General features: G+C 44.3%; 4 protein-coding genes. 3 read left to right on the top strand and 1 reads right to left on the bottom strand.

Going from position 1 to position 5074, the window contains the following annotated elements; genetic code table 11:
* The first annotated feature begins 243 nt into the window (after positions 1-243).
* From J5X92_RS20560 to dkgB, 3 genes are all read left to right on the top strand, one after another.
* Complete coding sequence (locus J5X92_RS20560) at positions 244-1407, top strand: MFS transporter (protein WP_208806412.1); 1164 nt, start codon at positions 244-246, stop codon at positions 1405-1407.
* 64 nt (positions 1408-1471) lie between these two features.
* Positions 1472-1669: a hypothetical protein gene (locus J5X92_RS20555; protein ID WP_244361160.1), complete on the top strand. Its 198-nt coding sequence runs from the start codon at positions 1472-1474 to the stop codon at positions 1667-1669.
* A 25-nt stretch (positions 1670-1694) separates the two neighbouring features.
* Entirely contained in the window at positions 1695-2519 is an 825-nt protein-coding gene (gene dkgB, locus J5X92_RS20550) for a 2,5-didehydrogluconate reductase DkgB (RefSeq protein WP_208806411.1), read from the top strand.
* Between the two features lie 194 nt (positions 2520-2713).
* On the opposite strand, the gene J5X92_RS20545 is transcribed toward dkgB, so the two are convergent.
* Positions 2714-4774 (bottom strand): S9 family peptidase, encoded by a 2061-nt coding sequence (locus J5X92_RS20545; protein ID WP_208806410.1) that lies wholly within the window; start codon positions 4772-4774, stop codon positions 2714-2716.
* Positions 4775-5074 lie beyond the last annotated feature (300 nt).

Raw genomic sequence — 5074 nt, 5'->3', positions numbered from 1 at the left:
ACTCGAGTGGTACAGCTCCTTAGTAGACGAAGCCTGGGGTGGAGGTACATGAAATTAAATTCGTGGGGATCCCTCAGGGTCAGAGTACTTTATTGCCTAAAAAGTACTTTGACCCCACCATTTATATTTTCAGAAATCGCAAAAGTGTTTTGTCATTAGTGCTGTTTTTCGCAAACAAAATTATCGTCACACTGTGTGCACTTAAATAACGGCTCTTTTGAGCCACTTTTGTGAGGATTAACAATGCCTATTGCATTATTTGCGTTAACGTTAAGTGCGTTTGCTATCGGTACTACCGAATTTGTAATTGTGGGGTTAGTGCCCACGATAGCGTCAGATCTTGGCGTAACCCTACCCAGCGCGGGATTACTCGTCAGCCTTTACGCTGTTGGCGTGGCTGTTGGCGCCCCTGTATTAACCGCATTAACCGGTAAATGGAACAGAAAACACGTACTGCTAAGCCTTATGGCTTTGTTTGTTGCCGGTAATATTCTTGCCTGGCAAGCACCTAGTTACGAAAGTCTAATAGTGGCGCGTATCTTAACTGGCCTTGCCCATGGTGTGTTCTTTTCAATTGGCTCTACTATCGCCACCAGCTTGGTTGCTAAAGAAAAAGAAGCCAGCGCCATTGCCATTATGTTTACTGGCCTTACCGTTGCCTTGGTAACGGGTGTACCGCTTGGCACATGGATTGGACAAAACTTTGGATGGAGAGCCACATTCTTAGTGGTATCTGCACTAGGTACTATTGCACTTATTGGCAGTGCGTTACTTGTGCCAAACAACTTAAAACAGAGTAAACCTGCGTCGTTAGGCGAGCAGATGAAAGTGTTGGTTCAGCCCCGTTTAGTCTTGGTATACCTAATGACCATTCTAGGTTACGGCGGTACCTTTACCGCGTTCACTTACCTTGCGCCTATTTTGCAACAAGAATCAGGGTTTGCGCCTTCTGCGATTAGCTTGATCATGCTGGTTTACGGTGCCTCTGTTGCTGTTGGAAATATTTACGGTGGTAAATTAGCTGATAAAAAAGGCCCTATTCGCGCGCTCACTATTATCTTCAGCGCTCTAGCTATTATTTTGTTCGCCCTCACCTTCACCATGGGTCACAAAATTGCTGCAGTAATTACTATTCTAGTGTGGGGTGCATTTGCATTTGGAAACGTACCAGGCCTGCAAGTATATGTTGTGCAGCTTGCTGAAAAATTCACACCAAATGCGGTAGATGTGGCTTCAGGGCTAAACATTGCAGCGTTCAACATTGGTATTGCGGTAGGTTCATTTGTTGGCGGTGCCATTGTAGAGGGCATGGAGCTATCTGATACCGCATGGATAGGCGCTGCTATTTCTGTGTCTGCGTTAGTGGTAACAAGGTACAGCGGTTACTTAGATAAGCGATCACATTAAACGCGTAGCCTTATGGCGGGAAGTTGCAGGCAATAAACCTTACGTTAGCTTTATCCATCTTAATTTGGTTGAAGACGACGAAGCGCCGATAAAACGCCACCGATTCGGGGTTGAAACTGGCGTAAACGGGCTTATCAAAGAACTTAAGGCAATGAAAAGCGCGGGCGTTAACCATATTGGCCTTCACTTCAGGCGAAATACGCTGCCGGTTGAAGACGCAATGCAGCGAATTGCTGAGCACGTTCTACCGCATTTTCATTAGTAACGGAAATTAACAAGGAGGCATCATGCCTAACGTAAATCAGTCACAGTCTAAAATTCCTTCACTAGGTGTAGGCACATTTCGTTTAAAAGATGAAGAAGCATATAACAGCGTGACGATGGCCCTAGAAGTAGGTTTCCGCCACATTGATACCGCACAAATTTATGGCAATGAAGAAGCCGTGGGCCGGGCTATTAAAGACAGTGCCGTAGCACGTGAAGATTTATACGTTACCACCAAAGTGTGGAACGATAAGCTAAACAAAGCGAGCTTTGTTGACAGTGTAAAAGAAAGCTTGTCAAAACTTCAGCTAGATTACGTAGACCTACTGCTTATTCACTGGCCGTCACCAGAAAACGGTGAAAGCATGGAAGAATACTTAGGTGAGTTACTAAAAGTGAAAACGTTAGGCCTTGCCAAAGAAATCGGCATTTCTAACTTTACGGTGGCTCAAGTTGAGCAAGCCGTAGGTATTTTAGGTGAAGGTGTTATTGCCACTAACCAAGTTGAAGTTCATCCTTATCTGACCAACACTAAGGTGCGAGCTGCGTGTGAAAAACATGGCATTGTTGTTACCGGCTACATGCCATTTGCCGTAGGCAAAGTGTTAAAAGACGACACCATTGTTGCCATTGCAGAGAAGCATGGGGTGAGCGCGGCTGAAGTGGTTGTGGCCTGGGAGCTTGCCAACGGCCTTGTGACTATTCCATCATCCACCAAGCGTAAGAACTTGGAAACCAATATCAAAGCACTTGAGCTGACGCTTGATGCAGAAGACATTGCAAAAATTGACGCACTAGACTGCGGCGATCGTCAGGCCACACCAGACTTTGCCCCAGAGTGGGATTAGAGAGGTATTAGATAGGTATTATGCAAGCGAAGGTTTGGCAGAAATACCCCAAGTGTTTGCTTTTGAAAACCTCAACGATGCGCTTCGTTATTCTAAAGAAGCCAAACAAAAAGCAGTGGTGACTGTTAGCTAAAAGAAATGGGGGCAGAGTACTTTTCTGAAAAAAATATACTCTGCCCCTTTGATTTGGCGCTTTATTTAGTGCCTAAATGCTCGGCCAAACCAGGAATGAATTCAGCTCCATGAACAACCTCTATGCTAGAGCCACTGAAATCATCACCTATCGGTTCTATTCGCCCCCCTAAACATGTACCTAGAAAAGCTTCAGCAACGGCAAAAAATGAAAGGTTATTTTCAGGCTTGCTAAAACCATGCCCTTCATCGGAGTAAAGCACATACGTTACAGGTATATTGCGCTTTTTCATCGCTTCCACGATTTGGTCAGACTCCGCTTGTTTTACTCTAGGATCATTCGCTCCTTGTCCAATGAGTAAAGGCTTTTCTATCTTGTTCACATGAGTGATAGGCGAACGCGCTTTAAGCAGAGCTAACCCTTCCTCAGTATTTGGATCGCCTATCGCATGATAAAACACCTGACGAAAGCTTTCCCAGTAAGGAGGAATAGAGTCGAGCAAGGTGGTTAAGTTTGATGGCCCAACAATATCAACGCCACATTGGAATGCTTCTGGGGTAACAGTGAGCCCGGTTAACGTAGCATAGCCGCCGTAACTTCCTCCCATAATGGCGACTTGGTCATTCGATGTAATACCTTGCTCTATCGCCCATTCTTTCGCATCAATTAGGTCGTTGTGCATGGCACCCGCCCACTCTTTATTTCCTGCGTTTACAAACGCTTTACCAAAACCTGTTGAAGCGCGAAAGTTAACTTGTAACACGCTGTACCCTCGATTTGTTAGCCATTGCGCTAAAGGGTTAAAGCCAAATTCGTCCCTCCCCCAAGGGCCGCCATGTACCAATAAAACCAATGGGGAAGCGTGCTCAGCTTTGCCGTCTTGGTTAGGATCTGCCTCCAAGGGTATAGACAAATAACTCACTAAATCTAGATTATCTCGTGATGGAATCACCACACCATGCATAACAGAAAGAGGTAGGTTATTAATTTCTGGCTGAGTAATAAATAAGTCCGATAATTCACCGGTTGTAGTATCAAATACTTTATAAATAGGTGATTGATTACTTTGGTCAGTAAATACAGTCCAAAGAGAATTATCAATTGTTTGCGCTAAAACTTGTGAGCCGCCACTTAATTGGCTGTTCAGCTGTTTAATGGGGTCAATGAGAGCATCATCTATGGCGTGCCATACAGGCCTAATATAGTTTAGTACGTAAGCTAGGGGCTTATGGGTACGGGGATGAAAAAGTACATTTGTTACATCTACTTTATCACTACTAGCAATGGAAGTAGGTTTTGTGTCTCCCAATGGTAGATATACGAGAGCCGCAGTATTTCGCTCCCGCGTATCTATCATGTATATTCCTTCATTGCGTTGATCGAAACCGAGAATATTGAAAGATGATGAATCTGCGAAGGAAACTTCAAACCAAGGATTCCATTCATCAAAGGATTTAATAAAAACATGGCTTGCCCCATCTTCTGCGGTCTTTACCGCGACACGCGCGTTTAACTTATTATCAAGTACGAAATAAGAAAAACCGTCGTTTTGAATAATTAAGCTGCGCTGCCCAGTGGCGACGTCTACCTTATACACGTCGTGCCATTTTGCATCGCGGTCATTCATACCAACAACAACTATGCCTGGAAATGCCGCGTTCTGATCCATCTGGCTAGCTTGCACACCTGCATAAGGAGTTAAGTCCTTTATGTCACCGCTGTCTAAATCTATTCGGTACAAATGCCAATTTTCATCCCCATTTTTATCTTGGGTGAAAAATACATATCGACTGTCTAATGACCAAAAGTGAAGAGGAATACCGCGTCCTGAATCTTGCGTAACGGGGGTCGCGCTGTCGAAATCACCAACTTTGCCAACCCAAATATTCATGACACCATCTACTGGCGCTCTAAAACTCATGCTGTTGCCATCTGGGCTGACGCGCCCTTGATAGCGGCTTGGATTGCCGAACAAAACTTCTCTGGAAATAAGCGTTGGCGGCAATGTTTGTGGGTTAGATAAATCGGAAGCTTTTTGGGATGTTTGCTTTGTTTGGGTAACGCAACCGGGTAAGTTAAAAAGCACGCCCAACATGAACGCACAAAAAATGATCTTTTTCATTTTCTTTCCTTGTAGATAGCCTTGTATATGGGCCAATACTACTTGGCTTAACCTTTGTCCCTGTGTAGTAGCTTTTTAATATAGTCACAGATAAACAAATACTACAACATACTTCGCGAATTAACGTATTTCGCTATAAACGCTACATCCCCTTAAGACATCCGTTTGTAATAATTTGAGAGAGTATGCAAACCATTTGATATTAGGTGACAGAAAGCAAGACCCCCCTGTGTCAGGATAGTTGTCGCCTCAGTTTTTCATAGTATTAGACAGGGTGCGGAAGTTAGGCATGAGTGAGAC

Source organism: Alteromonas sp. K632G (genome assembly GCF_017653625.1).
Classification (GTDB): domain Bacteria; phylum Pseudomonadota; class Gammaproteobacteria; order Enterobacterales; family Alteromonadaceae; genus Alteromonas; species Alteromonas naphthalenivorans.
The sequence above is the reverse complement of the archived record's forward strand: the minus strand, read 5'-3'. Positions and strand labels throughout refer to the sequence as shown.